We start from the raw sequence: 25,957 nt of genomic DNA on the forward strand, positions 1-25,957 counted from the left end.
GGCCGTGAGATCGTGGGGAACAGCCGCGCGCCGGGGTTCGTTATGACTGGCCGGCAGGACTACGATGACGAACACCTGTTCGAAGACGAGGGGACCAGGGGACAACGCAGTGGCGGACCAGCTCATCATCCGGGGAGCCCGGGAGCACAACCTCAAGGACGTCTCGATCGACCTGCCCCGAGACTCGCTCATCGTCTTCACGGGACTCTCCGGGTCCGGCAAGTCCTCGCTGGCGTTCGACACGATCTTCGCGGAGGGCCAGCGCCGCTACGTCGAGTCGCTCTCGGCGTACGCCCGCCAGTTCCTCGGCCAGATGGACAAGCCCGACGTCGACTTCATCGAGGGCCTCTCGCCGGCGGTCTCGATCGACCAGAAGTCCACCTCGAAGAACCCCCGCTCCACCGTCGGCACGATCACCGAGGTCTACGACTACCTCCGCCTGCTCTACGCGCGGGCCGGCCGGCCGCACTGCCCGACCTGCGGTGCGGCGATCGAGCGGCAGACCCCGCAGCAGATCGTCGACCGGGTGCTGACGCTCGAGGAGGGCCGACGCTTCCAGGTCCTCGCGCCGGTGATCCGTGGGCGCAAGGGCGAGTACGTCGAGCTCTTCAAGCAGCTCCAGACCCAGGGCTTCTCGCGGGTCCGGGTCAACGGCGAGAACCACCCGCTCGACGACCCGCCCCAGCTGGACAAGCAGAAGAAGCACACCATCGAGGTGGTCGTCGACCGGCTCGCCGTGAAGGAGTCCGCCAAGCGGCGGCTGACGGACTCGGTCGAGACCGCGCTGCAGCTGGCCGGCGGGCTGGTGGTCCTCGACTTCGTGGACACTCCGCTGTTGGAGGGGGGCGCGAAGGACCCGCACCGCGAGCTGCGGTTCAGCGAGAAGATGTCGTGCCCCAACGAGCACCCGATCGACACCGATGAGCTCGAGCCGCGCTCGTTCTCCTTCAACTCCCCGTTCGGCGCCTGCCCGCAGTGCCACGGGCTCGGGACCCGGATGGAGGTCGACCCGGAGCTGGTGGTCCCCGACTCGCGGGCGACGCTGGGCGAGGGCGCGATCCAGCCCTGGAGCCAGGCCCACGTGGCGGACTACTTCCTGCGCCTGATGGGTGCCCTCGGCGAGGAGCTCGGGTTCGACCTGAACACGCCCTGGGAGGACCTCTCGACGAAGGCGCAGCGGTCGATCCTGGACGGGCACGCCACCAAGGTCCACGTCGTCACCCGCAACCGCTACGGCCGGCAGCGCGCGTACTACGCCGAGTTCGAGGGCGTGCGCAGCTACATCGAGCGCCGCCACCGCGAGGCCGAGTCGGACACCAGCCGCGAGCGGTTCGAGGGCTTCATGCGCGAGGTGCCGTGCCCGGCCTGCCTCGGCAGCCGCCTCAAGCCGGTGTCGATGGCGGTGACCCTGGGCGGCAGCCGCGAGAGCGGCGCCAAGAACATCGCCGAGGTGTGCGCGCTGCCGATCAACGAGGCCGCCGACTACTTGCGGCACCTCGACCTTTCCGCCCGCGAGCGCCAGATCGGCGAGCAGGTGCTGAAGGAGATCCAGGAGCGGCTCAACTTCCTGCTCGACGTCGGGCTCGACTACCTCTCCCTGGATCGGCCGTCCGGCTCGCTGTCGGGCGGCGAGGCCCAGCGGATCCGGCTCGCCACCCAGATCGGTGCGGGCCTGGTCGGAGTGCTCTACGTGCTCGACGAGCCGTCGATCGGGCTGCACCAACGCGACAACCACCGGCTGATCGAGACCCTGGTGCGGCTCAAGGAGCTCGGCAACACACTGATCGTCGTCGAACACGACGAGGACACGATCCGGGTCGCCGACTGGGTCGTGGACATCGGCCCGGGGGCCGGTGAGCACGGCGGTCAGGTCGTCCACAGCGGCTCCGTCGAGGGGCTGCTGAGCCACCCCGACTCGATGACCGGCCAGTACCTCTCCGGCCGGCGCGAGATCCCGGTGCCGGAGGTGCGCCGGCCGCGCACCCAGGGCCGCGAGCTGACGGTGCACGGGGCCCGCGAGCACAACCTGCGCGACATCGACGTCTCGTTCCCGCTCGGGCTGTTCGTGGCGGTGACCGGGGTCTCCGGCTCCGGGAAGTCCACGCTGGTCAACGACATCCTCTACACCTCGCTGGCCAAGCAGATCTACAACGCCCGGACGGTGCCGGGCCGACACCAGCGGATCTCGGGCCTCGAGCACGTCGACAAGGTGATCCACGTCGACCAGTCGCCGATCGGCCGCACCCCGCGGTCCAACCCGGCGACGTACACCGGGGTCTTCGATCACATCCGCAAGCTGTTCGCCTCGACACCCGAGGCGAAGATGCGCGGCTACCTCCAGGGTCGGTTCTCGTTCAACGTCAAGGGCGGGCGCTGTGAGGCGTGCGCCGGAGACGGCACCATCAAGATCGAGATGAACTTCCTGCCCGACGTCTACGTCCCCTGTGAGGTCTGCCACGGCGCCCGCTACAACCGCGAGACGCTCGAGGTCCACTACAAGGGCAAGACGATCGCCGAGGTCCTCGACATGCCGATCGAGGAGGCTGCGGAGTTCTTCGCCGCGGTCCCTGCGATCGCGCGGCACATGAAGACCCTGGTCGAGGTGGGCCTCGGTTATGTGCGGCTCGGTCAGCCGGCGACCACGCTGTCGGGCGGCGAGGCGCAGCGGGTCAAGCTCTCCTCGGAGCTGCAGAAGCGCTCCACGGGGCGCACCGTCTACGTGCTCGACGAGCCCACGACCGGCCTGCACTTCGAGGACATCCGCAAGCTCCTGCTGGTGCTGGGCCGGCTGGCCGACCAGGGCAACACCGTGCTGGTGATCGAGCACAACCTCGACGTGATCAAGACCGCCGACTGGATCGTCGACATGGGACCCGAGGGAGGCTCCCGCGGCGGCATGGTCGTGGCGGAGGGCACGCCCGAGGCGGTCGCCGCCGACCCGGCCAGCTTCACCGGGCAGTTCCTCGCGCCGCTGCTCGAAGGTCGCCACGCCCGGCAGCCGGTGCGTCGCCCGGCACCGGTCGAGGGCACCCGGAAGCCGGCCGCGGCAGCGAGCAGCACCGCGAAGAGGGCCACAGCCAAGAAGGCGAGCGCGAAGAAGGCCACCGCGAAGAAGGCGAGCGCCAAGAAGGCCACCGCGAAGGGTGCGGGGGTCCGCAAGGCCGGCTGAGGTCGGGACACGGGGGCCGGCCGGTGAACCGGTCGGCGTTGGTCCGCGTTTGTACCGTGAGGATTCAACTACCGCCCGTCGAGAGGACGACCACGTGAGCAGGGGCATCAGCCGACGTCAGACACTGACCGGGGCAGCCGCGGTGGGGGTCGGCGTACCCCTGCTCGCCGCCTGCGGCGGGGGCACGGGCGCGAGCCCGAGCGGCGGTCCCACCGTGGGCTCCGGGGAGGAGCTCGGCCCCGCCTCGGACGTGCCGGTCGGCGGCGGGAGGATCTACGCCGACCAGAAGGTCGTTGTGACCCAGCCCTCGGCGGGGGAGTTCCGCGGGTTCTCCTCGATCTGCACCCACCAGGGCTGCCCGGTGACCTCGGTCCGCGCCGGCACGATCAACTGCACCTGCCACGGCAGCAGGTTCTCGATCGAGGACGGCTCGGTGTCCAATGGACCGGCGACCAAGCCGTTGCCGAGCGTGCCGGTGACGGTGGAGCACGGGCAGGTCACCACGGCCTGACCGATCCGGGCCGAGCCGTCCGTGCCGACCCGTAGGGTTGCGGTGTGCCTCCTGCTCGACCGTCCCGCTCCAGCCGAGGCCCGCTGTCCTACCGGCCCGAGCCCGGCTCGATCCCGACCCAGCCGGGGGTCTACCGGTTCCGCGACGCCGGCGGCCGGGTGGTCTACGTCGGCAAGGCGAAGAACCTGCGCGCGCGGCTCTCGTCGTACTTCCAGGACGTCGCCCACCTGCACCCGCGCACCGCCACGATGGTGACGACCGCGGCCAGCGTCGAGTGGACGGTCGTGAAGACGGAGGTCGAGGCCCTCCAGCTGGAGTACTCCTGGATCAAGGAGTTCGACCCGCGGTTCAACGTGAAGTACCGCGACGACAAGTCGTATCCATGGCTCGCGGTCACCGTGGGCGAGGAGTTCCCGCGCGTCATGGTCGGCCGCGGCGCCAAGCGCAAGGGCACCCGATACTTCGGGCCGTACAGCCACGCGTGGGCGATCCGGGAGACCGTCGACCTGCTGCTGCGGGTGTTCCCGATGCGCTCGTGCAGCAACGGCGTCTTCAAGCGGTCGGCCCAGATCGGCCGGCCGTGCCTGCTGGGCTACATCGACAAGTGCGCCGCGCCGTGCGTCGGCAACGTGACCGCCGAGGAGCACCGGGCGATCGTCGACGACTTCTGTGACTTCATGGCGGGCCACACGACGGCATTCGTGAAGCGGGTCGAGCGGGAGATGTACGCCGCCTCGGACGCGCTCGACTTCGAGAAGGCGGCGCGGCTGCGCGATGACCTCGGGGCCCTCAACAAGGCGCTGGAGAAGCAGGCCGTGGTCCTCGGCGAGGGCACCGACGCGGACGTCATCGCGCTCGCGGAGGACCCGCTCGAGGTCGCCGTGCAGATCTTCTACGTGCGGGGCGGGCGGATCCGCGGCCAGCGCGGCTGGGTGGCCGATCGAGTGGACGAGGGCGGCACCGCCGAGCTGGTCGACGACTTCCTGCTCCAGCTGTACGCCGGCGCCGGCCGCGACGAGATCCCGCGCGAGATCCTGGTCCCGGCGCTGCCGCCCGACGTCGCGACGTACGAGTCCCTCCTCAGCGACCTGCGCGGGTCGAAGGTGGCGATCCGGGTGCCGCAGCGCGGCGACAAGAGGAACCTCCAGGAGACGGTCGCCCAGAACGCGAGCCAGGCGCTGGCGCTGCACAAGACCAAGCGGGCGAGCGACCTCACCACCCGCAACCGGGCGCTGGAGGAGATCCAGGACGCCCTCGGCCTGGACGAGGTCCCGCTGCGGATCGAGTGCTATGACGTGTCCAACCTCCAGGGTACCGAGGTGGTCGCGTCGATGGTCGTCTTCGAGGACGGGCTCGCGCGCAAGAGCGAGTACCGCCGCTTCGTGATCCGTGGCGTGGACGGCCAGAACGACGTCGCCTCGATGGACGAGGTGATCACGCGCCGGTTCCGACGGCTGCTGGACGAGCAGGGAGCGAGCGAGTCCGTGGTCACCGAGAGCGGCCCGATGCTCGTGGACCCGGAGACCGGCCGGCCGCGCAAGTTCGCCTACGCGCCCGGGCTCGTGGTCGTCGACGGCGGGCCGCCCCAGGTGGCCGCGGCGCAGCGGGCGCTGAGTGAGCTCGGGATCGTCGACATCCCCGTGTGCGGGCTGGCCAAGCGGTTGGAGGAGGTGTGGCTCCCGGGACAGGAGGACCCGGTGATCCTGCCCCGCTCCAGCGAGGGGCTCTACCTGCTGCAGCGGATCCGCGACGAGGCGCACCGCTTCGCGATCACCCACCACCGCTCCCGGCGCTCGAAGTCGATGGTGGAGAGCCTGCTCGACGACGTGCCGGGCCTGGGCGAGGTGCGGCGCAAGACCCTGCTCAAGCACTTCGGCTCGCTCAAGCGGCTGCGTGAGGCCAGCGTCGAGGAGATCGCCCTGGTCCCGGGCATCGGACCGCGCACGGCCGATGCCATCAAGGATGCGGTCGCCCGGGCCCGCCGCGAGACTGGACCTGCGATCGTCAGCGTCAACACCGCCACCGGCGAGATCGAGGAGGGCTGAGGCCGTGCCCAGCAACACGTCGAGCGACAGGTCGAGCGACGGGTCGAGCGAGGGCTCGACCCCGGTCCCCGACGGCAGCCCCGGCGAGCTGGTCGTCGTGACCGGCATGACCGGAGCCGGTCGGAGCACCGCTGCCAAGGAGCTCGAGGACCTCGGCTACTACGTCGTGGACAACCTGCCGCCGAACCTGCTGCGCGACGTGGTCCGCCTCGTCGACGACACTCGCGGCACCGCACAGCCGATCGCCGTCGTCGTCGACGTGCGCTCCGGCTCCTTCTTCCAGACCCTGCAGGCCAACCTCGCCCAGGGCGCGACCGGCCGGCACGCGACGCTGGTCTTCCTCGAGGCGGGCGACGACGTCCTCGTCCGCCGCCAGGAGGCCGCCCGGCGGCCGCACCCGCTCCAGGGCGGCGGCCGGCTGATCGACGGCCTGACCCGCGAGCGCACGGTGCTCGCCGACCTGCGCAGCGACGCGGACCTGGTGATCGACACGACCGCACTGAACGTCCATCAGCTCACCGACCGGATCGCTGAGGCGTTCGGCACGCCGGACACCGTCCGTCTCAAGGTCACCGTCATCAGCTTCGGGTTCAAGTACGGCATCCCCGTCGACGCCGACTTCGTGGCCGACATGCGCTTCCTGCCCAACCCGCACTGGATCCCCGAGCTGCGTCCCCGCACCGGGCGGGACGCCGCCGTCGCCGACTACGTGATGGCGCAGCCAGGCGCCGCGGAGTTCCTCGACGCCTACGTGCCCGTGCTCGAGGGCGTCGCGAGCGGGTACTTGCGGGAGGGCAAGCGGTTCATGACGATCGCGATCGGCTGCACCGGCGGCAAGCACCGCAGCGTCGCGATGACCGAGGAGATCTCCCGCCGCCTCGGCGAGGCCGGCTACGAGGTCCGGGCCACGCACCGCGACCTCGGGCGTGAGTGATGACCCGATGAGGCTGGACCGCGCGCAGGCGGTGGTCGCGTTCGGCGGTGGCCACGGCCTGGCCGCCTCGCTCCAGGCCCTCCGGGTCCTCGTCGACGAGCTGGTGGTCGACGACCTCACTGCGGTGGTCACCGTCGCCGACAACGGCGGCTCCTCCGGCCGGCTCCGCTCGGAGTTCGGGGTGCTGCCGCCCGGCGACCTCCGGATGGCGCTCGCGGCGCTGTGCGGCGCCAACCAGTGGGGCGACACCTGGGCCCGCGTGCTCCAGCACCGCTTCTCCGGTCAGGGAGACATGCGCGGTCACGTGATTGGCAACCTCCTGATCGTCGGTCTCTGGGAGCAGCTCGGCGACCCGGTCGCGGCCCTGGACTGGGTCGGGCGCCTCCTGGGCACCTCCGGGCGGGTACTGCCGATGGCGCTCACCCCGCTGGACATCACCGCGGAGGTCCGCGGACTGGCCGGCGACCGCGGCGGCCTCACGACCGTCCGCGGCCAGGTCGAGATCGCCACCACCGAGGGCGTGATCGCCGCGATCGCGCTCGACCCGCCGGATCCCGAGCCGTGCCCCGAGGCGCTCGCCGCGGTGTACGCCGCCGACTGGCTGGTGCTCGGCCCCGGCTCGTGGTTCACCTCGGTGATCCCACACCTGATGGTCCCTGCCCTGCACGACGCGATCGTCTCCAGTGACGCCCGGGTCGTGGTGACGCTGAACCTCGCCGAGCAGGCGGGGGAGACACCGGGGTTCGCGGCCGCCGATCATCTCGCGGTGCTCGCCGAGCACGCGCCGGACCTGCGGATCGACACCGTGCTCGCCGACGAGCGGAGCGTCCGCGACGGTCTTCACGACCTGCGTGAGGTCGTGGACGCGACCGGGGCCCAGCTGGTCGTGGCCGACGTCGCCTGCGACGACGGCACCGCGCGGCACGACCCCGCGAAGCTGGCGACGTCGTACGCCCGGATCCTCGGTGCCGGAGACCTCGACCGCACCCCCACCGGTCGTTGACGGGCGTGAAAGGATCGGCGGCATGGCGATGACGGCACAGGTGAAGGCGGAGCTGGCCAGCACCCAGGTCACGAAGACGTGCTGCCGCAAGGCCGAGGTGGCCTCCATGTTGCGGTTCGCGGGCGGTCTGCACATCGTCAGCGGCCGGATCGTGGTCGAGGCGGAGTTCGACACCGGCGCGGCCGCTCGTCGACTGCGCACCAACATCGCTGAGGTCTACGGCCACCAGTCCGACGTGGTCATGGTGCAGGGCAACGGGATCCGCAAGGGCAGCCGCTACATCGTGCGGGTCGTCAAGGACGGCGAGGCGCTCGCGCGGCAGACCGGCCTGCTGGACCAGCGCGGCCGACCGGTGCGCGGGCTGCCCCCGGCGGTCGTCTCCGGCGGCGGCTGCGACGCGGTGGCTGCCTGGCGCGGGGCCTTCCTCGCGCACGGGTCGCTGACCGAGCCGGGCCGGTCCTCGGCGCTCGAGGTGACCTGCCCCGGGCCGGAGGCGGCGCTCGCGCTCGTCGGCGTCGCGCGCCGGCTCGGCATCCACGCGAAGGCGCGCGAGGTCCGTGGGGTCGACCGGGTCGTGATCCGCGACGGTGACGCGATCGGCCAGCTGCTCACCCGGCTCGGCGCCCACGAGTCGCTGATGGCGTGGGAGGAGCGCCGGATGCGGCGCGAGGTCCGGGCCACCGCGAACCGGCTGGCCAACTTCGACGATGCCAACCTGCGCCGCTCCGCCCGCGCGGCCGTGGCCGCGGGTGCCCGCGTCGACCGGGCGATGGAGATCCTGGGCGAGGACGTCCCCGACCATCTCCGGATGGCCGGTGAGCTGCGCCTCGAGCACAAGCAGGCCTCGTTGGAGGAGCTCGGCCAGCTGCACGACCCGGTGCTCACCAAGGACGCCATCGCCGGCCGGATCCGGCGGCTGCTGGCGATGGCCGACAAGCGCGCGGAGGAGCTCGGGATCCCCGACACCGAGGCCTCGCTCACCCCGGAGATGCTTGCCGACGAGGGGTAACTTAGGCTCTAGCAATACCTAAGGTCCCGAGGCCGCAGGACCTTCGCTCGTTACCTGGACGTACCCCAAGACGAGAGATTGGACCCGGCGGCCCGGGCGATAGGGTCGAGAAGACGGGCAGTCGGACACCCCGGCGGCCCCAGCTACCGCGACAGAGGAGCTCCGCAGTGACCGTTCGAGTAGGTATCAACGGGTTCGGCCGGATCGGCCGCAACTTCTTCCGGGCCGTCGTGGCCTCCGGCGCCGACATCGAGATCGTGGCCGTCAACGACCTGACGGACAACAAGACTCTGGCGACGCTGCTGAAGTACGACTCGATCCTCGGTCGCCTCGAGGGCGACGTCACCTCCACCGACACCGAGATCAGCGCCGCGGGCCACACCTTCCGGGTCTTCGAGGAGCGCGACCCGAGCGCGCTGCCGTGGGGCGACCTGGGCGTCGACATCGTGATCGAGTCGACCGGCCTGTTCACCGACGCGACCAAGGCGAAGGCCCACATCGACGGCGGCGCGAAGAAGGTCATCGTCTCCGCACCCGCGAAGAACGAGGACGTCACGATCGTGATGGGCGTCAACGAGGGCGACTACGACCCCGCGGCGCACACGATCATCTCGAACGCGTCCTGCACCACCAACTGCCTCGCGCCGATGGCGAAGGCGCTCAACGACGAGTTCGGCATCGTCAAGGGCCTGATGACCACCATCCACGCGTACACCGGTGACCAGAACCTGCTCGACGGCCCGCACCGCGACCTGCGCCGGGCGCGCGCCGCAGCGACCAACATCGTGCCGACCTCCACTGGCGCGGCCAAGGCGATCGGCCTGGTCCTGCCCGAGCTCAAGGGCAAGCTCGACGGCTACGCCCTCCGCGTCCCCGTGCCGACGGGCTCGGCCACCGACCTCACCTTCGAGGCCGGCCGCGAGACGACCGTCGAGGAGGTCAACGCCGTCGTCAAGGCTGCGGCCGACGGCAAGATCCTGCGCTACAACGAGGACCCGATCGTCTCCAGCGACATCACCACCGACCCGGCGTCCTGCATCTTCGACGCGCCGCTGACCAAGGTCATCGGCAACCAGGTCAAGGTCGTCGGCTGGTACGACAACGAGTGGGGCTACTCCAACCGCCTGGTCGACCTGGTCGACTACGTCGGCGCCACCCTCTGACCGTGGCCGCCTACGACGGACTCGGTGAGGTCGCGGGCAGGCGGGTGCTGGTCCGCTCCGACCTCAACGTCCCGCTCGACGGGACGACCATCACCGACGACGGCCGGATCCGTGCGAGTGTGCCGACCATCAAGGCGCTGGCCGACGCCGGCGCCCGGGTGATCGTGACCGCCCACCTCGGGCGCCCCAAGGGGGCGCCCGAGGAGCGGTACTCCCTGCGGCCGGTCGTCACCCGGTTGGGCGAGCTGCTCGGCCAGGACGTGGCCTTCGCCGCGGACACGGTGGGCGAGAGCGCGCAGGCGACTGTCGCAGCGCTCCAGGACGGGCAGGTCGCCGTGCTGGAGAACGTCCGCTTCAACGCCGGCGAGACGAGCAAGGACGAGGCCGAGCGTGGTGCCTTCGCGGACCAGCTCGCCGCGCTCGCCGACGCGTTCGTCTCCGACGGGTTCGGTGTCGTGCACCGCAAGCAGGCGTCGGTCTACGACGTCGCCCAGCGGCTCCCGCACGCCATGGGCGCGCTGGTCGCCAAGGAGACCGAGGTCCTGCGTCGGCTCACCGTGGCTCCCGAGCGGCCCTACGTCGTCGTGCTCGGGGGCTCCAAGGTCTCCGACAAGCTGGGCGTCATCGACAACCTGCTCGACAAGGCCGACAAGCTGCTGATCGGCGGCGGCATGGTGTTCACGTTCCTCAAGGCGCAGGGGCACGAGGTCGGCAGGAGCCTCCTCGAGGAGGACCAGCTCGACACCTGCCGCTCCTACCTGGAGCGCGCGGAGCAGGCCGGGGTCGAGATCCTGCTGCCGACCGACATCGTCGTGGACACCGAGTTCCCCTCGGGGGACCGCAGCCCGGAGCCGCGCGTCGTACCGGCCTCGGAGATCCCCGCGGACGCACTCGGCCTCGACATCGGTCCCGATTCGGCGGCGGCGTTCGCCGCGGCGCTCGCCGACGCCCGGACGGTCTTCTGGAACGGCCCGATGGGCGTCTTCGAGACCGACGCGTTCGCCGGCGGCACCCGGGCCGTCGCGGAGGCACTCACCCGGGTCGATGGCCTGTCCGTGGTGGGCGGTGGCGACTCCGCCGCCGCGGTCCGCAAGCTCGGCTTCGACCAGGCGGCCTTCGGGCACATCTCCACGGGTGGCGGCGCCAGCCTGGAGTTCCTCGAGGGCAAGGAGCTGCCCGGCATCAAGGTCCTGGAGGACTGACCCGCGGGGGTCCACCCCGCGCCCACCCCGCTGGGGCCACCCAGCTCCCACTACACGCCGAGGATGGCATGGCCGACAACCGCACCCCGCTGATGGCGGGCAACTGGAAGATGAACCTCAACCACCAAGAGGCGGTGGTGCTGGTCCAGAAGCTCGCCTGGACGCTCGCCGACAAGAAGCACGACTACACGCGAGCCGAGGTCGTCGTGGTCCCGCCGTTCACCGACCTGCGCTCTGTGCAGACCCTGGTGGACGGCGACCGACTGCTGGTGAAGTACGCCGCCCAGGACGTCTCGACGCACGACGCCGGCGCGTTCACCGGCGAGATCTCGGCCGGCATGCTGGCCAAGCTCGGCTGCTCCTACGTCGTGGTGGGGCACAGCGAGCGCCGCGAGTACCACACCGAGGACGACCAGGAGGTCAACGCCAAGGCCCACCAGGCCCTGGGCGCGGGCATGGTCCCGATCGTGTGCGTGGGCGAGGGCCTCCAGGTGCGCCAAGCCGGGGCCCACGTGGCTCACTGTCTGGCTCAGGTCGACGGCTCGCTCGCCGGGTTCACCGCTGAGCAGGTCGCCGGCCTGGTGATCGCCTACGAGCCGATCTGGGCGATCGGCACCGGCGAGGTGGCCACCCCGAACGACGCACAGGAGGTCTGCGCGGCGATCCGGGAGCGGATCCGCGAGGTACACGGCGACGACGCGGCGGACGGCGTACGCGTCCTGTACGGCGGGTCGGTGAAGGCGTCGAACGTGGCCGGCATCATGGCCAAGGACGACGTCGACGGCTGCCTGGTCGGTGGCGCCAGCCTCCAGGCGGACGAGTTCGGGGGCATCTGCCGGTTCTACGACATGCCGGTCATCTGATCGTCCACGGTCTGACGTAGGCTAGGCGACCGTGACCCTGCTCTTCACCATCCTGCTCATGACCTCGAGCGCGCTGATGATCCTGCTCGTGCTGCTCCACAAGGGCCGCGGGGGCGGCCTCTCGGACATGTTCGGCGGCGGCGTCTCCAGTTCGCTGGGTGGCTCCTCGGTGGCCGAGCGCAACCTGGACCGGTTCACGGTCGGGATCGGCATCATCTGGTTCGCCTGTGTAGTGGCCCTCGGGCTCCTGCTCGCCTACTGAGTACTTCGAGAAAGGGATCCGTTCCGTGGCTGGTGGAGGAAACGCTATTCGCGGGAGCCGGGTGGGGGCCGGCCCGATGGGCGAGGCGGAGCGCGGCGAGGCCGCGCCGCGGCAGGCCGTGACCTACTTCTGCGCTCACGAGCACCGCTCGGTGGTGACGTTCTCGGTGGAGGCACAGGTGCCTGACTCCTGGGACTGCCCCAAGTGCGGTCTCCCGGCGAGCCTCGACTCGGAGAACCCGCCGCCCGCTCCGAAGATCGAGCCCTACAAGACGCACCTGGCCTACGTGAAGGAGCGGCGCTCCGACCAGGAGGCCGCCGACATCCTCGACGAGGCGCTGCAACTGCTCCGTTCGCGCCGCAAGTCCGGCGACATCATCTTCTAGGTCGAGTCGGCGCATCTTGCCCGCCTGAGGGCGTCGAGTCGGCGCGTCCTGCCCGGCTGACGGCGTCGAGTCGGCGCGTCCTGCCCGACATTCAGCCGGCGACGCGGAACCCCCGGCGGCGGCGAGCCTCGGCGGCCGCAGCTCGGATCACTGCCTCGCAGGCACGTGCCCGGCCGAAGACCTCCGAACATCCGAAGGCACTGATCAGCCAGCCGTCGTCCGCGAGGTCCGTACGACGCTCGCGGTCGTGCCGAAGCTGGTCCGGCGAGCTGTGCCACTCCGCGCCGTCGTACTCGAAGCCGGCTCGGAGGTCCTCGTCGGCGAGGTCGATGCGGGCGAGGAGGCGGCCGTCTCGGAATACCTCGACCTGAGGCACGACAAGTACCCGACACTCGATGCATCGCAGCCGCAGGACCGATTCTCCGGGGGACTCCGCGCGCCCGTCGGCCAGGGGTCCGATGGCGCGCAGTGTCGTCACCCAGCGCATGCCCCCGAACCGGGTGATCCCTTCGAGGAACTCCTCGCGGGTGAAGACGCCGAGCCGGAACATTGCGTCCAGACCGCTGATCGCTTCATCCGTCCACCGCACCCGACCGAGGTCCCATGCGGTCCGCAGCGGTGTGGACACCCGCAGCCCCTGCACTTCCATGATCTCGTCGGGGCGCAGGTTGCGTTCGCCGCTCGCCGCCAGGTCGTTGCGAAGCCGGCCGTGCCCGGACGGACGGAACAGGGACAGCGGTCTGAGCTCGAGGTGCTCGTTCGGCGCGAGGATCATCTGGGCGCCGTGCAGCCAGCCGGCATGTCGGTCGACCACGACGCAGTCCTCTGGGACCACGAGCCGCAAGCAGGCGGCACGAAGCTCGAGTGAGTCAGCGAGGTGCGTCGCGACGTACACGCCTTTGATCGGTCGACGCACGAGGCCCTCGCTCACGAGTCGGTCGAGCATTCGACGTGACAGGCCCGCTGCCGCGGCGGCGGCTCGGGTGAACGGCACGTCGGGAGACAACGGGAAGGACGGTCCGAGCTGGCCGTCCGACAGCATCTGATCAATGTCCATGACCGACATCGTTGCCTCGATGTGGGTCGCGTAGGCGTGTCCTCCTCGCGCCTGTGGATGGCGCGGGCAAGATGCGCCGACTGGGCCCTGCTGGGCGGGCAAGATGCGCCGACTGGGCCGTGGTGGGCGGGCAAGATGCGCCGACTCGGCCCTGCTGGGCGGGCAAGATGCGCCGACTCGGTCAGAGGCGGGAGGCGGCTGCGCGGTCGAGGAACCAGATCGTCTCGTCGTGGCCGGTGACGCCGGCGGCGGGGGTGTCGTGGAGGTCGGCGCCGCCCAGGGCGCTCGCGACGGCCGCGGCCTTGCCGTCGCCGCTGACCAGGAACCAGACCGAGCGCGCGCGGTTGAGCACCGGGAAGGTCAGGCTGATCCGCTCCGGCGGCGGCTTCGGCGACCCGGTCACGCCGACCGCGGCCCGGTCGGCCACGTCGAGCTGGGCGAAGCCGGGGAAGAGCGAGGCGATGTGCCCGTCCGGTCCGATGCCGAGCATCACCACGTCGAACTCGCTGCCGCCGTGGTCGCTCAGCACGGCGGCGTACCCGGCCGCCCCGGCGTCGACGTCGGCGGCGTCCGCGGTCGAGGGCATCTCGTGCACGCGGGCGGGGTCGACCCCGACCGCGTCGAGGAAGGCCGCCCGGGCCTGGCCGGCGTTGCGGTCGGGGGAGTCGGGTGCGACGAAACGCTCGTCGCCCCACCACACGACCACCTGGGCCCAGTCGACCTCGGAGGCGGGCGAGAGCCGGGCGACCTCGCGGTGGATGTCCTCGGCGATGGTGCCGCCGGTCAGCACGATCTGCGGCACGCCGCCCGCGGCCTGGGCGTCGGCGAGCCGGGTGAGCAGCTCGCCGGCGACGGCGGTCGCCAGGGCGGCACCGTCCGGGTGGACCTCGACGCGGGGCGTGGCGCTCATCGGCGAGCACCCATCGAGACCAGGGCGCGCGCGGTCTCGGCGTAGACGTCGTCCTCGTCGAGGCGGCGCAGCTCCTCGGCCAGGAGCTCGGGGAGCTCTCGGCGCTTGAGCGCGACCGGGCGGTCCGGCTGCCCGGGGGAGGTGAACGTCGCGAGCCGACCGTCGGTGCGCGTGATCCGCACCGGCCCGTCGCGGGTCTCCAGCACGACCTCGGTGATGCCGGGACCCTCGGAGGTCGAGCGGGCGACGTCGACCTTGAGCCGGTCGGCGAGCCAGGCCGCCAGGAGGTCCGCGCTGGGGCTGACCCGCTCGGCGGTCACCGACGCGCGGGCCACCTTCAGCGGCTGCTGGTCGAGTGCCGCGGCGAGCAGCGCCCGCCACGGCGTGATCCGGGTCCAGGCCAGGTCGGTGTTGCCCTTGGTGTACGACGAGCACTGCTGGCGGATCGCCTTGGTCCGGGCCCGCGTGGCCGCCGCGGCGTCGGTGATCCGGCGCTGGGCGAGCCGGCCCAGCGGGTCCTCCGCCGGGTCGTCGGGCGGGTGGCAGGGCCACCAGACCGCCACGGGGGAGTCCGGCAGCAGGAGCGGGAGGACCACCGACTCCGGATGCTTGACGACCTCGCCCTTGAGCCGGATCAGGGCGGTCTCGCCGGTCCAGCCGGACCCGATGCCCACCTGGGCGTTGACCTGCGCCGCGCCCCGGGCGTCACCGAGGATCACGCCCAGGACCCGCGCCGGGTGCTCGTGGGAGGCGGCCTGGGCGGCCTGCATGGCGCCCTCGGCCTGGTCCTCGTTGACCACGATCACCAGCGTCATCACCATGCCCATCGCCGGGCTGCCGGCGCGGGTGCGGGCGCGGAGGAACTCCGCGGCGATCCCCGAGGAGTTGGTGCTCGTGAGCTCGATCATTCCGGGGTCCCCTCGAAGGGCGGAGGAGAGCAGCGGGGGACGCCCGCGGCTGCGTGGAGTGGGGTCATGGTCGCCTCCAGACGCGCCCGTCGCGGGCGAGCATCGCGTCCGCGGACGCGGGGCCCCAGCCGCCGGACTCGTACTGCTCGGGCTTCGCCTTGCGCTGCTCGTCCTGGCGGGCCCAGTGCTCGAGGATCGGATCCAGGATCCTCCAGGACAGCTCCACCTCCTCGTGGCGGGGGAACAGCGGCGGGTCGCCCAGGAGCACGTCGAGGATCAGGCGCTCGTACGCCTCCGGCGAGGACTCGGTGAAGGCGCCGCCGTACACGAAGTCCATGTTGACGTCGCGGATCTCCATCTGGGTGCCGGGCACCTTGGAGCCGAACCGCATCGTCACACCCTCGTCGGGCTGCACCCGGATCACCAGGGCGTTCTGGGTCAGCTCCTCGGTCGAGGAGGCGGCGAACGGCAGGTGCGGTGCGCGCTTGAACACGACCGCCACCTCGGTCACCCGGCGGCCCAGGCGCTTGCCGGTGCGCAGGTAGAACGGGACGCCGGCCCAGCGCCGGGTGTCCACGTGCAGGGTGACCGCGGCGAACGTCTCGGTGGTGGAGGTCTGCTTGATGCCCTCCTCCTCGAGGAAGCCGATCACCTGCTCCCCGCCGGCCCAGCCGGCGGCGTACTGGCCACGAGCCGTGGTCAGGTCGAGCCGTCGTGGCAGCTCCACGCTGGCGAGGACCTTCTGCTTCTCGATCCGCAGGCTCTCGGCGTCGAAGGAGGTGGGCTCCTCCATGGCGACGAGAGCCATCAGCTGGAGCAGGTGGTTCTGGATCACGTCCCGCGCGGCGCCGATGCCGTCGTAGTAGCCGGCGCGGCCGCCGATGCCGATGTCCTCGGCCATCGTGATCTGCACGTGGTCGACGTAGTTGGAGTTCCAGATCGGCTCGAACATCTCGTTGGCGAACCTGAGCGCCAGGATGTTCTGGACGGTCTCCTTGCCGAGGTAGTGGTCGATCCGGAAGATCGAGCCGGACGGGAACACCTCGGCCAGCACGGCGTTGAGCCGCTGCGCCGACTCCAGGTCGTGCCCGAACGGCTTCTCGACCACCACCCGGCGCCACGAGTCACCCCGGCCCTCGGTCAGCCCGTGCTCCTGGAGCTGACCGACGACGTCGTCGAAGAACCCCGGTGGGATCGCCAGGTAGAACGCGTGGTTGCCGCCGGTGCCGCGCACCTCGTCGAGCTCCTCGATGGTCCGGCGCAGGCGCTCGAAGGCCATGTCGTCGTCGAAGTTGCCCGGGACGAACCGGAACCCCTCGGCGAGCTGGCGCCAGACCTCCTCGCGGAACTCGGTGCGGGCGTGTGCCTTGACCGAGTCGTGGACGATCTGCGCGAAGTCCTGGTCGGCCCAGTCGCGCCGGGCGAAGCCGGTCAGGCTGAAGCCCGGCGGGAGCAGGCCACGGTTCGCCAGGTCGTAGATGGCCGGCATGATCTTCTTGCGGGAGAGGTCTCCGGTGACGCCGAAGAGCACCATCCCGCTCGGACCCGCGATGCGGGGCAGTCGCCGGTCCCGCGGGTCGCGGAGCGGGTTGTGCCACGCCGGCGGCGTCGTCACCCCAGCACTCCCAGCACCGTGTCCAGCTCACCCGGCGAGGACACGTGCAGCCGGAGGACCGGGCGACCCTTCGCCGCCAGCACCTGGCCGTCGCCGACGGCCTGCGCGGTGATGAACTCGTGGAACGTGAAGGGCCGGTCGGGCACCGCGAGATCGGCCTCGGGCTGACCGGTCACCTGCAGGTAGACGCCGGTCGCCGGCCCGCCCTTGTGGTACTGCCCGGTGGAGTGCAGGAACCGAGGCCCCCAGCCGAACGTCACCGGGCGACCGGTGCGCACCGCGAGCCGGTCCCGCACCTCGGCGAGGCGCGCGTCTCGGTGCCGGTCCAGGTAGGCCTGGACCGCGACGTACCCGTGCTCGGCGTCGAGGCCGTCGAGCAGGGCCGCCACCGCGTCGGCCGCGGTGGAGACGCCCTCGGGGAGCCAGCCCTCCGAGGCGTAGACGGCGATCGGCCCGTCGGTGAAGACCGGCTCGGGCGTGCTGCCTCCGCCGTCGAGCATCTCGCGGGCGGCAGCCTTCGCGCTCTCGACGTCCGGCTGGTCGAACGGGTTGATGCCGATCAGCCGGCCGGCGATCGCGGTGGCGTACTCCCACAGCAGCATCTGGGCACCGAGCGGGGCGTCGATGGTGGCGCCCCAGCCGGAGGCCGGCCGGATCTGGTCGGCGCGCTCGGCGTGACCGGGACCGAAGGCGACCAGCACCTCGTCGTCGGTGCTGGGGGTGAAGTTCGGGGAGTCGAGGGAGGCCACGACGACCGGCAGGATGCCCTTGCCGTCCTTGCCGGTCGACTCCGCGACCAGCTGCTCGACCCAGTCGCCGAAGCCGGCGTACGGCGCGCCCACGTTGGCCAGGGCGAGCTTGTCGGCGCCGGCCTGGTTGGCCACGCCGAGCAGCGCGCCCAGCCGCAGGGCCGGGTTGTCGACGGAGTCCGCCTCGAGCACCGGGCGGATCGCCTCGGCCTCGTCGAGGAGCGCGGCGATGTTGGCGCCCGCGAGGCCGCTGGGCACCAGGCCGAACGCGGTCAGGGCGGAGTAGCGGCCGCCGACCTCCGGTTCGGCGAGGAACACGCGGTAGCCGGCGTCGCGCGCCGACTTCTCCAGCGGCGAGCCGGGGTCGGTCACCACGACGATCCGGTCGGCCGGGTCGATCCCGGCGTCGGTGAACGCCTTCTCGAACGCGCGGCGCTGGCTGTCGGTCTCGACGGTGCCGCCGGACTTGCTCGAGACCACGACCACGGTCTCGTCGAGGCGCTGCTCGACGGCCGAGCGCACGAAGTCGGGGTCGGAGGAGTCCAGCACCACGAGCTCGACCTCGTTGCTCCGACAGATCACCTCGGGGGCCAGGGAGGACCCGCCCATGCCGCAGAGCACGACCCGGAACAGGTCCCGCTCGCGCAGCTCGACCTCGAGCTCGGCGATGTCGCTGATCAGGTCGCGCGAGGACCGGGACAGCCCGACCCAGCCGAGCCGCTTGCCGGCCTCCTCCTCGGCCGCCGGTCCCCACAGCGTGTGGTCGCCCGCGGCGAGCCGGCTCGCGACCTTCGCGTCGACGAGGTCGCGGACCGCGGCGACGTAGACCTTCTGGTCGCGGTAGCCGACGTGCAGCTCGTGGTGGTCGCCCTGGGCGAGGTGCCAGCCGGTGGCCGGCGCGGGGTGGTCGCTCATGCGGAGGTCTCGGCCTTCCTCATCTGGGCGGACACGCTGTCGGTGAGGTCGCTCCACGACTTCTTGAACTTGTCGACGCCCTCGGTCTCGAGGACCACCAGGACGTCGTCGAAGTCGACGCCGACCTCGCCGAGGCGCTCGAGGATGGCGGCGCCGGCGCCGGCGCGGCCGGTCACGACGTCGCCGAGGACCTCACCGTGGTCCGCGAACGCGTGCAGGGTCTTCTCGGGCATCGTGTTGACGGTCTCTGCGACGACGAGGTCGCGCACGTACATCGTGTCGTCGTAGTCGGGGTTCTTCACCCCGGTCGAGGCCCACAGCGGCCGCTGCCGGTTGGCACCCACGGCCTCGAGCGCACGCCAGCGCTCGGACCCGAAGACCTCCTCGAACGCGCCGTACGCGACCAGCGCGTTGGCGACGGCGGCCTTGCCGCGCAGGGCGAGCGCCGTCTCGGAGCCGATCGCCTCGAGCCGCTTGTCGACCTCGGTGTCGACGCGGGAGACGAAGAACGACCCGTAGGAGTGGATCCTCGACAGGTCGTGGCCCGCCTCGTGTGCGTGCTCGAGGCCCGTGAGGTAGGCGTCCATCACGTCGCGGTAGCGCTGAGTGCTGAACATCAGGGTCACGTTGACGCTGATGCCCTCGGCGGTCGCCGCGGTGATCGCGGCCAGGCCCTCCTCGGTCGCCGGGATCTTGACCAGTGCATTGGGGCGGTCGACGGCCGCCCACAGCGCGCGTGCGGACGCGATGGTGGCCTGGGTGTCGTTGGCCAGGTCGGGCTCCACCTCGATGGAGACCCGGCCGTTCGCGTGGTCCGCCTCGTACGTCGGGCGCAGGATGTCGCAGGCGTTGCGGACGTCCTCGGTGGTGAGGTCGAAGATGATCCGCTCGACCGGCTCGCCCTTTTCGACGAGCTGGGCGACCTGCGCGTCGTAGCGCTCGCCGTCGGCGATCGCGGCGGCGAAGATCGTCGGGTTGCTCGTGACGCCCACGACCGACTTCTCCGCCACCAGCCCGGCGAGGTTGTCCGTCTCGATCCGCTCCCGGGACAGGTCGTCGAGCCAGATCGAGACGCCGGCGTCGGTGAGTGCTTTCAGTTGGTCGCTCATGGTTCCTCCGATGTAGGTGGTCGGTGGTCGCGTCGGCGGTGAGGCTGGTCGCTCCGCTAGCTGCTGCTGACGCGGATGCTGTCGCGCGCGGCATCGGCGACCGCTTGGGCCGTGATGCCGTACTCCTGGTAGATGCGGGCGTAGTCGGCGGAGGCGCCGTACGTCTCGATCGAGACGATCCGGCCGTGGTCGCCGACCACCTCGTGCCAGCCCTGGGCGATGCCGGCCTCGACCGACACGCGGGCCTTGACGATCGGCGGGATCACGGCCTCGCGGTAGGACTCGTGCTGCGCGGCGAACCACTCGCGGCACGGCATGGACACGACGCGGGCGCGGATGCCGTCCTCGGCGAGCAGGGCACGGGCCTCGACGGCGAGCTGCACCTCCGAGCCGGTGCCGACGAGCACGACGTCGGGCTGCCCACCCCGGCCGTCGACCTCCGGGGCGTCGATCAGGATGTAGCCGCCGCGGTGGACGTCCTCGGTTCCGGAGAAGCCGTCCCGGTCGCGCGGGAACACGGGCACGTTCTGGCGGGTCAGGGCCAGTGCGGAGGGCCGGTCGGTGTGCTCCATGACGGCCTTCCAGCAGGCCGCGACCTCGTTGGCGTCGGCGGGCCGCACGACGTCGAGGCCCGGGATGGCGCGGAGCGCGGCGAGGTGCTCGATCGGCTGGTGGGTCGGGCCGTCCTCGCCGAGGCCGATGGAGTCGTGCGTCCACACGTAGGTGACCGGCAGCCCCATCAGCGAGGCCAGCCGGACCGCGGGCCGCATGTAGTCGGAGAACGTGAGGAACGTGCCGCCGAAGACCCGGGTGCCACTGTGCAGCGCGATGCCGTTCATGATCGAGCCCATCGCGTGCTCGCGGATGCCGAAGTGCAGCACCCGGCCGGCGTACGGGTCGCCCGCCCACATCTTCGAGGACCGGTCGACGGGCAGGAACGACGGGACGCCCTCGATCGTGGTGTTGTTCGACTCCGCCAGGTCCGCCGAGCCGCCCCAGAGCTCCGGGACCCGCGCGGCGATCGCGTTGATGACCTGACCGGAGGCCTTGCGGGTCGCGACCCCCTTCGGGTCGGCGTCGAAGACCGGCAGGTCGTCGGCCCAGCCCTCGGGCAGCTCGTGGTCGCGCAGCCGCATCAGCACCGCGAAGCTGTCGGGGTTCTTCTGTCGCCAGGCGCCGAAGTCCTCGTCCCAGGCCTTCCCGGCGGCCGCGCCGCGCTCGCCGAGCCTGCGGGTGTGCTCGAGGACCCCCTCGGGGAGCTCGAAGGTCTGGGCGGGGTCGAAGCCCAGGACCTCCTTCGTGGCGGCGACCTCGTCGGCGCCGAGGGCGGAGCCGTGGGCCTTGCCGGTGCCCTGGGCGTTCGGTGCCGGCCAGGCGATGATCGTCTTCAGCTCGATGAAGCTGGGCCGGTCGGTGACCGCCTCGGCGGCGCGGATCGCGTCGTACAGCGCGTGCACGTCCTCGTGGTACTCGGTGCCGCCGTTGGTCCAGTCGACGACCTGCACGTGCCACCCGTAGGCCTCGTAGCGTGCCGCGACGTCCTCGCTGAGCGCGATGCTGGTGTCGTCCTCGATGGAGATCCTGTTGGCGTCGTAGATCAGCGTCAGGTTGCCGAGCTGCTGGGTGCCGGCGATCGAGGAGGCCTCGCCGCTGACGCCCTCCTGGATGTCGCCGTCGCTGCAGATGGCGTACACGCGGTGGTCGAACACCGAGGGCCCGGTCTTCGCGTCCGCGTCCAGCAGCCCGCGCAGCCGGCGCGCGGCCATCGCCATCCCAACCGCGTTGCCGACGCCCTGACCCAGCGGGCCGGTCGTGGTCTCCACCCCGGCGGTGTGGCGGTACTCCGGGTGACCGGGGGTCTTGCTGCCCCAGGTGCGCAGCGCCTTGAGGTCGTCGAGCTCGAGGCCGAAGCCGCCGAGGAAGAGTTGGATATAGAGGGTCAGCGAGGAGTGGCCGGCGGAGAGCACGAACCGGTCGCGAGCGATCCAGCGCGGGTCGGACGGGTCGTGGCGCATCACCTTCTGGAAGAGCAGGTACGCCACCGGAGCCAGGCTCATCGCCGTTCCCGGGTGTCCGTTCCCGACCTTCTGCACTGCGTCCATCGCGAGCACTCGGGCTGTGTCCACCGCCTTCTGGTCGAGGTCGGTCCAGTCGAGCGCAGCGGTGTCGGTCACAGGATTCCTTTCGAGGTCATCGGCCACACCCGAGCCTACTCACCCCTAGCGATAGACTCGCGGCAGTCCTGCTACCTGTCGGTACCCCTGTTCCCGCCCGAGGATCCCCCTGTGACGTACGTCGGCCAGTCGGCCTCTGCTGCCCAGCAGTCCGCGGCCGAGCGGGCGACCCCCAAGGATGTCCTGGCTGCGTACGTCGGGCTGACCAAGCCCCGGGTGATCGAGCTCCTGCTGCTCACGACGGTGCCGGTGATGTTCTTCGCGGACCGCGGGGTCCCGGAGCTCTGGCTGGTGGTCGCGACCGTCGTCGGTGGCGCGTTCTCGGCGGGTTCGGCGTCGGTCTTCAACTGCGTCTACGACCGAGACATCGACGAGCAGATGCGGCGTACCCGTCGCCGGGCGCTGCCGCGGCACATCGTGTCGCCGGCCGCGGCGCTCGTGTTCGGGCTCGTGCTCGGGGTCCTCTCGACGATCATCCTCTACGTCTGGGTGAACCCGCTCTCCGCGGCGCTCTCGGTGGCCGCCAACGCGTTCTACGTGCTCGTCTACACGATGCTGCTCAAGCGTCGGACGACCCAGAACATCGTGTGGGGCGGGCTGGCCGGCTGCTTCCCGGCCCTGATCGGGTGGACGGCCGTCACGGGGTCGCTCTCCTGGGTGCCGGTCGTGCTGTTCGCCGTGGTGTTCTTCTGGACCCCGCCGCACACCTGGGCGCTGGCGCTGCGCTACCGCGAGGACTACGCGAACGTCGACGTGCCGATGCTCCCGGTCGTCGCCCCCGCCCGCGAGGTCGGCCGCCAGGTGGTGATCTACAGCTGGGTGATGGTCGCGACCTCGCTCCTGCTGTGGCCGGTCGCGGGCACGGGCGTCTTCTACCCGATCGCCGCCGGTGTGCTCGGCGCGGCCTTCCTGCTCGAGGCGCACCGGATGTGGGCCCGCTCGCGGGGCACCGAGAGCCTCTCGGTCATCCAGCCGATGCGGCTGTTCCACTCCTCGAACCTCTACCTGTCGCTGCTGTTCGTGGCGGTCGCGCTCGACCCGCTCCTGGCGCGCTGAGCTCGGTGCCGGCCGGGCGATTGCGTCGGGCCCCGGAGCAATCAGTTCGAGAAAGTCCCGCCCGTCGTGCAACCTCGCGGCCCGTCCCGGCGTCTGAGGGGTGACGGCGACCAGCCCGCCCACGGGGGTGCGGGCGGGTCGCGGTCGACCGAGGCGGGGCCTCGCAGTGCACCTGAGGGCACCTGTCAGCCCCCGTGTCAGCCGAGACCCGCATGACCCGGCGCAGCGGCACGGCGAGTCGTGCGGGTCTCGCCGGTCCGTGCAGCAGCCGGATCAGCCGGGTCGGCCGGGCGCGGCCGCCGCGGGCTCGCGCACCTGGACCAGCGCCCAGGTGACGGCGGCCGAGGTGAGCGCCGCGCCGAGCATGTGGAAGCCGACCAGGACGACGGGGAGATCGGTGAAGTACTGCACGAAGCCGATCGCACCCTGGGCGACCTCGACGACCAGCAGCACCAGGACGGCCTGGCGGGTCGCAGCAGGGGCGCCGGTCGCGATCGCCGCGAGGAGCAGCCCGATGGTGAGGCCCACGAACAGGAACACCAGGTCCGCGTGCAGCTGACTCATCTGCAGCGGGGAGAGCCCGTTTCGCGCCGAGTCGGCGTCGCCGGCGTGCGGGCCGGAGCCCGTCACGACCGTGCCGACGTAGAGCACCGCCCAGGCGGCGGCGAAGGTCGCCCAGGCGAGCCCGACCAACGCGCCACGGGCCGGCGTCGCGGGCGCCGGCCGGTCGAGCCGCTGGATGAAGAGCACCGCCAGGCCCATGATCGCCAGCGACAGGAGCAGGTGCAGCGACACGACCCACGGGTTGAGGTCGGTGAGCACGGTGATCCCGCCGATCACCGCCTGGGCCGGGATCCCGAGGCCCATGACCAGGGCCAGCAGGCGCAGGTCGCGGCGACCCGACTGCCAGGCGGCGACGAACGTGCCGATCGCGACCGCGGTGAGCACGTAGGTGAGCAGCCGGTTGCCGAACTCGATCGCGGAGTGCACGTCATACGCGCCGTGCGGGGTGAACGACTCCTCGGTGCACCGCGGCCAGGTCGGGCAGCCGAGACCCGACCCGGTCAGGCGGACCACGCCGCCGGTCACCACGAGCACGCCGTTCGCGACGAGCGTCGCCCAGCCCCAGCCGCGCAGCCAGTCGTCGAGGTGGCGCAGCCGGTAGGTCAGTCGATCCATCACTCCCACTTGAAGGTCCGGGCGGTGAGGGCGGTGCCGAGCACCGCCCACGCGAGCAGCACGGCCAGGTCGGCCCAGGCCGTCGTGCCGTCGATCAGTGCCTCCCGCATGGCGCCGCCGAGGGCACCCGAGGGCAGCCAGCGCACCACCTCGCCGAACGAGCCGTACGCCGAGACCGGCAGCACGACCGCGCCCCCGGCGAGGAGCAGGAGGTAGACGAGGTTCGCCGCGGCGAGGGTGGCCTCGGCGCGTAGCACGCCGGAGATGAACAGGCCCAGCGACGCGAACGCCGCGGTGCCCAGCACCACCCCGAGCAACGCGCCCAGCACGCCGGGCGCGGGGTCCCAGCCGAGGACGAGAGCGACCAGCGCGATCACCAGCACCTGGAGCGCCTCGATGAGGAGCAGGCCGCCGATCTTCCCGGCCAGCAGGCCCGATCGGGGGAGCGGGGAGGACCCGAGACGCTTGATGACGCCGTACCGCCGCTCGAAACCGGTCGCGATGGCCAGCGAGGTGAACGCCGTCGACATGACGGCGAGCGCGAGCACGCCGGGCGCGAAGACGTCCACGGGGGGATGCGCCAGGTCCATGCCCACCCGCTCGGCGCCGGCGACCCCGCCGATGAGCACGATCACCGGGATGACGACGGCCAGCAGCAGCTGCTCGCCGTTGCGCAGCATCAGTCGCGACTCCATCGCGGCCTGGGCCAGCACCTGGCGGTGCAGCGGTGCGGCGCCGGGCCGGGGCGCGAACGTCCCGCTCGGCCCGCCGGTCGCGGGGCTCACGGCACCAACCCCCGTCCGGTGAGCTGGAGGAACACGTCCTCGAGGTTGCGTTGGCCGAGCGTGAGCGACTCTGGCAGCACGTCGTTCTCCTCGCACCACCGGGAGACCGTCGCGAGCGTGGACGCGTCGGCCGGACCGGTGACCATCAGGCTCAGTGCGTCGAGCTGGGTGACCTCGGTGTGCTCGCCGAGGGCCTTCGCCAGCAGCTCGGGGGAGCCGGGCGGGAACGGACGGGTCACCACCAGCCGGATCGTCGCGTGGGCACCGCCCCGGGTCAGCTCGAGCGGCGTCCCGGACGCGATCAGCCGACCGTGGTCGATGATGTGGATCTGGTCGGCGAGCCGCTCGGCCTCGTCCATGTAGTGGGTGGTGAGCACCACGGTCACCCCGTCGCCGCGCAGCTCCTCGAGCAGCTCCCAGGTGGTCCGCCGCGCGTGCGGATCCATGCCGGCGGTCGGCTCGTCCACGAACACGATCTCCGGGCGCCCGACCAGGGCCATCGCGAGGCCGAGGCGCTGCTGCTGGCCACCGGACAGCCGGCGGTACGGCGTGCGGCCACACTCGGCCAGCCCGAGCCGGTCGGAGAGCAGGTCGGTGTCGAGCGGGTGCGCGTGCAGCCTGGCGACGTGGTCGAGCATCTCCCGGGCCCGCACACCGCTCCAGGCGCCGCCGTCCTGGAGCATCACACCGATCCGGGGGAGCAGCGCGGCCCGGTCGCGGATGGGGTCGAGGCCGAGGACCCGCACCGTGCCCGCCTGCGGACGGCGGTAGCCCTCGCAGGTCTCGAGCGTGGTCGTCTTCCCGGCGCCGTTGGGTCCGAGGACGGCGGTGATGGTGTGCCGCTCCACGCTCAGCGAGAGCGCGTCGACCGCCACCTTGTCGCCGTAGCGCATCGCGAGGCCGTCGACCGAGACCGCGGGGACGGTGGGGTCGGACGCGGGCACCGCACCAGTC

The 25,957-nt window shown here is 71.6% G+C and carries 22 protein-coding genes; 12 read left to right on the plus strand and 10 right to left on the minus strand.

The window, feature by feature from the left end:
- Positions 1 to 109 precede the first annotated feature (109 nt).
- The 11 genes from uvrA to QMC84_RS00310 all read left to right on the plus strand — a co-directional run bounded on the left by uvrA (position 110) and on the right by QMC84_RS00310 (position 12,546).
- Complete coding sequence (gene uvrA, locus QMC84_RS00260) at positions 110 to 3,169, plus strand: excinuclease ABC subunit UvrA (protein WP_300370287.1); 3,060 nt, start codon at positions 110 to 112, stop codon at positions 3,167 to 3,169.
- Positions 3,170 to 3,263: 94 nt separating this feature from the next.
- Positions 3,264 to 3,680, plus strand: coding sequence for a Rieske (2Fe-2S) protein (locus QMC84_RS00265; RefSeq protein ID WP_300370290.1), 417 nt, complete (start codon positions 3,264 to 3,266; stop codon positions 3,678 to 3,680).
- Positions 3,681 to 3,724: 44 nt separating this feature from the next.
- A complete protein-coding gene (gene uvrC, locus QMC84_RS00270; RefSeq protein WP_300370293.1) occupies positions 3,725 to 5,725 on the plus strand; it encodes an excinuclease ABC subunit UvrC in 2,001 nt (666 codons plus the stop codon).
- A 4-nt stretch (positions 5,726 to 5,729) separates the two neighbouring features.
- The gene (rapZ, locus tag QMC84_RS00275) at positions 5,730 to 6,659 is read left to right on the plus strand and encodes an RNase adapter RapZ (RefSeq protein WP_300370298.1); all 930 of its coding nucleotides are present in this window, start codon (positions 5,730 to 5,732) and stop codon (positions 6,657 to 6,659) included.
- Positions 6,660 to 6,666: 7 nt separating this feature from the next.
- A complete protein-coding gene (gene yvcK / locus QMC84_RS00280; RefSeq protein ID WP_300370301.1) occupies positions 6,667 to 7,662 on the plus strand; it encodes a uridine diphosphate-N-acetylglucosamine-binding protein YvcK in 996 nt (331 codons plus the stop codon).
- A gap of 22 nt (positions 7,663 to 7,684) precedes the next feature.
- The gene (gene whiA, locus QMC84_RS00285; protein ID WP_300370303.1) at positions 7,685 to 8,671 is read left to right on the plus strand and encodes a DNA-binding protein WhiA; all 987 of its coding nucleotides are present in this window, start codon (positions 7,685 to 7,687) and stop codon (positions 8,669 to 8,671) included.
- Positions 8,672 to 8,838: 167 nt separating this feature from the next.
- Positions 8,839 to 9,834, plus strand: coding sequence for a type I glyceraldehyde-3-phosphate dehydrogenase (gene gap, locus QMC84_RS00290; protein WP_300370306.1), 996 nt, complete (start codon positions 8,839 to 8,841; stop codon positions 9,832 to 9,834).
- Between the two features lie 2 nt (positions 9,835 to 9,836).
- Positions 9,837 to 11,036 (plus strand): phosphoglycerate kinase, encoded by a 1,200-nt coding sequence (locus QMC84_RS00295; protein WP_300370309.1) that lies wholly within the window; start codon positions 9,837 to 9,839, stop codon positions 11,034 to 11,036.
- A gap of 68 nt (positions 11,037 to 11,104) precedes the next feature.
- Positions 11,105 to 11,899 (plus strand): triose-phosphate isomerase, encoded by a 795-nt coding sequence (tpiA, locus tag QMC84_RS00300; RefSeq protein ID WP_300370312.1) that lies wholly within the window; start codon positions 11,105 to 11,107, stop codon positions 11,897 to 11,899.
- A gap of 31 nt (positions 11,900 to 11,930) precedes the next feature.
- A complete protein-coding gene (secG, locus tag QMC84_RS00305) occupies positions 11,931 to 12,161 on the plus strand; it encodes a preprotein translocase subunit SecG (RefSeq protein WP_300370315.1) in 231 nt (76 codons plus the stop codon).
- Between the two features lie 25 nt (positions 12,162 to 12,186).
- Positions 12,187 to 12,546: an RNA polymerase-binding protein RbpA gene (locus QMC84_RS00310; RefSeq protein ID WP_011755978.1), complete on the plus strand. Its 360-nt coding sequence runs from the start codon at positions 12,187 to 12,189 to the stop codon at positions 12,544 to 12,546.
- A gap of 91 nt (positions 12,547 to 12,637) precedes the next feature.
- Here QMC84_RS00310 and QMC84_RS00315 read toward each other — a convergent pair whose 3' ends face one another.
- The 7 genes from QMC84_RS00315 to tkt all read right to left on the minus strand — a co-directional run bounded on the left by QMC84_RS00315 (position 12,638) and on the right by tkt (position 21,911).
- Positions 12,638 to 13,603 carry a type IV toxin-antitoxin system AbiEi family antitoxin domain-containing protein gene (locus QMC84_RS00315; RefSeq protein ID WP_300370328.1) on the minus strand — a complete coding sequence of 322 codons (966 nt, stop codon included), beginning with the start codon at positions 13,601 to 13,603 and terminating at the stop codon, positions 12,638 to 12,640.
- Between the two features lie 181 nt (positions 13,604 to 13,784).
- Positions 13,785 to 14,513 (minus strand): 6-phosphogluconolactonase, encoded by a 729-nt coding sequence (gene pgl, locus QMC84_RS00320; RefSeq protein ID WP_300370331.1) that lies wholly within the window; start codon positions 14,511 to 14,513, stop codon positions 13,785 to 13,787.
- Positions 14,510 to 15,421 (minus strand): glucose-6-phosphate dehydrogenase assembly protein OpcA, encoded by a 912-nt coding sequence (locus QMC84_RS00325; protein WP_300370334.1) that lies wholly within the window; start codon positions 15,419 to 15,421, stop codon positions 14,510 to 14,512. The genes pgl and QMC84_RS00325 overlap by 4 nt, the downstream gene beginning before the upstream one ends.
- 64 nt (positions 15,422 to 15,485) lie before the next feature.
- A complete protein-coding gene (gene zwf, locus QMC84_RS00330) occupies positions 15,486 to 17,036 on the minus strand; it encodes a glucose-6-phosphate dehydrogenase (RefSeq protein ID WP_300370337.1) in 1,551 nt (516 codons plus the stop codon).
- Positions 17,033 to 18,700 (minus strand): glucose-6-phosphate isomerase, encoded by a 1,668-nt coding sequence (locus QMC84_RS00335; protein ID WP_300370340.1) that lies wholly within the window; start codon positions 18,698 to 18,700, stop codon positions 17,033 to 17,035. The genes zwf and QMC84_RS00335 overlap by 4 nt, the downstream gene beginning before the upstream one ends.
- The gene (tal, locus tag QMC84_RS00340) at positions 18,697 to 19,809 is read right to left on the minus strand and encodes a transaldolase (RefSeq protein ID WP_300370343.1); all 1,113 of its coding nucleotides are present in this window, start codon (positions 19,807 to 19,809) and stop codon (positions 18,697 to 18,699) included. The genes QMC84_RS00335 and tal overlap by 4 nt, the downstream gene beginning before the upstream one ends.
- A gap of 56 nt (positions 19,810 to 19,865) precedes the next feature.
- On the minus strand, positions 19,866 to 21,911 hold the full coding sequence (tkt, locus tag QMC84_RS00345; RefSeq protein ID WP_300371404.1) for a transketolase: 2,046 nt from the start codon (positions 21,909 to 21,911) through the stop codon (positions 19,866 to 19,868).
- Between the two features lie 183 nt (positions 21,912 to 22,094).
- On the opposite strand from tkt, the gene QMC84_RS00350 reads away from it, so the two are divergent.
- Entirely contained in the window at positions 22,095 to 23,039 is a 945-nt protein-coding gene (locus QMC84_RS00350) for a heme o synthase (RefSeq protein ID WP_300370346.1), read from the plus strand.
- A 273-nt stretch (positions 23,040 to 23,312) separates the two neighbouring features.
- Here QMC84_RS00350 and QMC84_RS00355 read toward each other — a convergent pair whose 3' ends face one another.
- Genes QMC84_RS00355 through QMC84_RS00365 form a run of 3 tightly spaced genes read right to left on the minus strand, consistent with a single transcriptional unit; the run spans position 23,313 to position 25,896 of the window.
- Complete coding sequence (locus QMC84_RS00355; protein ID WP_300370349.1) at positions 23,313 to 24,218, minus strand: COX15/CtaA family protein; 906 nt, start codon at positions 24,216 to 24,218, stop codon at positions 23,313 to 23,315.
- The gene (locus QMC84_RS00360; protein ID WP_300370352.1) at positions 24,218 to 25,003 is read right to left on the minus strand and encodes an ABC transporter permease; all 786 of its coding nucleotides are present in this window, start codon (positions 25,001 to 25,003) and stop codon (positions 24,218 to 24,220) included. Before QMC84_RS00360 ends, QMC84_RS00355 begins: the two co-directional genes overlap by 1 nt.
- Positions 25,000 to 25,896 carry an ABC transporter ATP-binding protein gene (locus QMC84_RS00365; protein ID WP_300371406.1) on the minus strand — a complete coding sequence of 299 codons (897 nt, stop codon included), beginning with the start codon at positions 25,894 to 25,896 and terminating at the stop codon, positions 25,000 to 25,002. The genes QMC84_RS00360 and QMC84_RS00365 overlap by 4 nt, the downstream gene beginning before the upstream one ends.
- Positions 25,897 to 25,957 lie beyond the last annotated feature (61 nt).

Source organism: Nocardioides sp. (assembly GCF_030019515.1).
In the GTDB taxonomy this organism is placed as follows: domain Bacteria; phylum Actinomycetota; class Actinomycetes; order Propionibacteriales; family Nocardioidaceae; genus Nocardioides.

Excerpts from the sequence above, each read along its gene's own strand:
- tpiA (WP_300370312.1), top strand. The coding sequence starts at position 11,105 with ATGGCCGACAACCGCACCCCGCTGATGGCGGGCAACTGGAAGATGAAC.
- QMC84_RS00355 (WP_300370349.1), bottom strand. The coding sequence starts at position 24,218 with ATGGATCGACTGACCTACCGGCTGCGCCACCTCGACGACTGGCTGCGC.
- pgl (WP_300370331.1), bottom strand. The coding sequence starts at position 14,513 with ATGAGCGCCACGCCCCGCGTCGAGGTCCACCCGGACGGTGCCGCCCTG.
- QMC84_RS00365 (WP_300371406.1), bottom strand. The coding sequence starts at position 25,896 with ATGCGCTACGGCGACAAGGTGGCGGTCGACGCGCTCTCGCTGAGCGTG.
- tal (WP_300370343.1), bottom strand. The coding sequence starts at position 19,809 with ATGAGCGACCAACTGAAAGCACTCACCGACGCCGGCGTCTCGATCTGG.
- tkt (WP_300371404.1), bottom strand. The coding sequence starts at position 21,911 with ATGGACGCAGTGCAGAAGGTCGGGAACGGACACCCGGGAACGGCGATG.
- QMC84_RS00335 (WP_300370340.1), bottom strand. The coding sequence starts at position 18,700 with ATGAGCGACCACCCCGCGCCGGCCACCGGCTGGCACCTCGCCCAGGGC.
- yvcK (WP_300370301.1), top strand. The coding sequence starts at position 6,667 with ATGAGGCTGGACCGCGCGCAGGCGGTGGTCGCGTTCGGCGGTGGCCAC.
- QMC84_RS00315 (WP_300370328.1), bottom strand. The coding sequence starts at position 13,603 with ATGGACATTGATCAGATGCTGTCGGACGGCCAGCTCGGACCGTCCTTC.
- whiA (WP_300370303.1), top strand. The coding sequence starts at position 7,685 with ATGGCGATGACGGCACAGGTGAAGGCGGAGCTGGCCAGCACCCAGGTC.
- QMC84_RS00325 (WP_300370334.1), bottom strand. The coding sequence starts at position 15,421 with ATGATCGAGCTCACGAGCACCAACTCCTCGGGGATCGCCGCGGAGTTC.